The organism is Streptomyces sp. F001, from assembly GCF_004187715.1.
Lineage (GTDB): Bacteria > Actinomycetota > Actinomycetes > Streptomycetales > Streptomycetaceae > Streptomyces > Streptomyces flavusporus.
The window spans coordinates 1-1,695 of record NZ_QZWF01000159.1 but is presented as its reverse complement, the minus strand read 5'-3'; the positions used below and the strand labels follow the sequence as shown (position 1 = coordinate 1,695).

Below are 1,695 nucleotides of genomic sequence, written 5' to 3'. Positions count from 1 at the left end.
GCTGGCGGCGAGGGTCTCGTAGTCGCGGGCGAGTCGCCGGTGCATCATGATCCAACCGATGCTCCGCTCTACTACCCAGCGCCTTTTCAAGACATGGAATCCGCGGGTTCCAGGGTTTTTGTCGACGACTTCGACGTCGATTCCGAGCTTCGCGCCGTGCTCGACGACGGCCTTCTTGAAGCCGGTGTCGACCCAGCTCTTGGCGATGGTGGGGTAAGTGCTTTTGGCTTGGTTGAGGAGGCGTATTCCCAGGGCGTTCTCGGAGAGGCTGGCGGCGGTCACGGTCACTGCGAGGATCAGGCCGATCGTGTCGGTGAGGATGCCTCGCTTCCGACCTACGATCTTCTTCGCGGCGTCCGTTCCCTGGCTGGTCACGGGCACGTTGGTGGAGGTCTTGATGCTCTGGGTGTCGATGACGGAGGCCGTCGGTTCGGGCTTGCGTCCTTCCTTCACGCGGGCCAGGGCGGTGAGGTCGTAGTTGAGCTGGGCGAAGATTCCCTCGTCGCGCCAGGCGGCGTAGTAGAAGTAGACGGTGCCGTGGCCGGGGAAGTCGTGCGGAAGGTACTTCCAGGGGATTCCGGTGCGGTTCACGTAGAGAATCGCGTTGAACACGTCGCGGAGTTCGACTTTCGCCGGCTGGCCAGTCGGGCGGCGGTCGAGCCGGGCTTTCCGTCATGCTGTCAGGGTCGGCTCGATCAAGGCCCATCGGGCGTCGGGTAGGTCGCTGGGGTACGGCTTCGGCTCGCTCACGCCGTAGCGTTGCCACGAGAGGGCCGGAAGGTGCTGTTCCGCTGTTCATCGGGAGGTTCTGGCGCATCTTCAAACCAGACGGAATCCCGGTGGCAGAAGCGAGCGAAACGGATGGCGGGGCCCGCACAGCGGGAGCCGACGAAGCTCACATCCTGGTCAAAGCGACACAAAACAGGACAGCGACAAAAGCCATTTTTCGGAACAAAACTACGTGAACGCCCTCTCAGATCACGATTCAGACGCGCACGATGCCCTGAACCGAGCCAAGCCATCGGTTACGTCCGCAATGGATTAGTCCCTCTGGCTGCCCGATGCCCTGTCCATCCAGGGCAGGCCAAGGCTCAACCGCAGACGGTGAACGGCGGTAAACAGGCCAGCCCACGACCCACTCCTTAGTCCGGAAAAGCGCTGGCGTCACGGCCTACCTGCTGGCCCGGCGCCTGCGCCGCCGCGGCCACCAAGTCGACCTCCGCCACCGCGACATGCACTGGCCCGTCGTCGACCGCGCTGCACCCTGACGGCTCCCTGTGCCGCCCCAACCCGCCCGCCAGGATGGGGCGGTGCGGAGGACCGGACAGTCCGGCCCTATACCGACGAACCCTCGGAGGCCAACCGTGCCCACCACCACGATCACCGTCAACGACATCATCCGCCTCTACGCCGACGACATCGCCTGTGCTGGGAACCGCCCCCCGGAACTTCTCCATGGCCGGCATCAACGGCCACGAGGATGTGGAGACCGCCTCGACCTACCTCAACGAGGCCCACCTGGCGACTGACACCACGGAGCGCGACGTCTTCCTCCGCAAGACCGACAAGCTCCTCCGCCCCATCGTCTGGAACATGACGCAGGAGTACCGCGGCATGGTCGGGGATTGACCACCCCAGCTGACCATCGGCCGAAGCCAGCTCGATGGGGAATGGGTCTGCCCCCGAGTGGGGGAC

The 1,695-nt window shown here is 64.7% G+C and carries 1 protein-coding gene and 1 pseudogene; one reads left to right on the top strand and one right to left on the bottom strand.

Features of this window, described 5'->3' with window-relative positions; translation table 11 throughout:
- Positions 1-750, bottom strand: a pseudogene (locus tag StrepF001_RS45220) (IS5 family transposase); the annotation flags it as partial.
- Between the two features lie 675 nt (positions 751-1,425).
- Between StrepF001_RS45220 and StrepF001_RS45215 the strand changes: the two are divergent.
- Positions 1,426-1,629, top strand: coding sequence for a hypothetical protein (locus tag StrepF001_RS45215; protein WP_129803875.1), 204 nt, complete (start codon positions 1,426-1,428; stop codon positions 1,627-1,629).
- Positions 1,630-1,695: the final 66 nt, after the last annotated feature.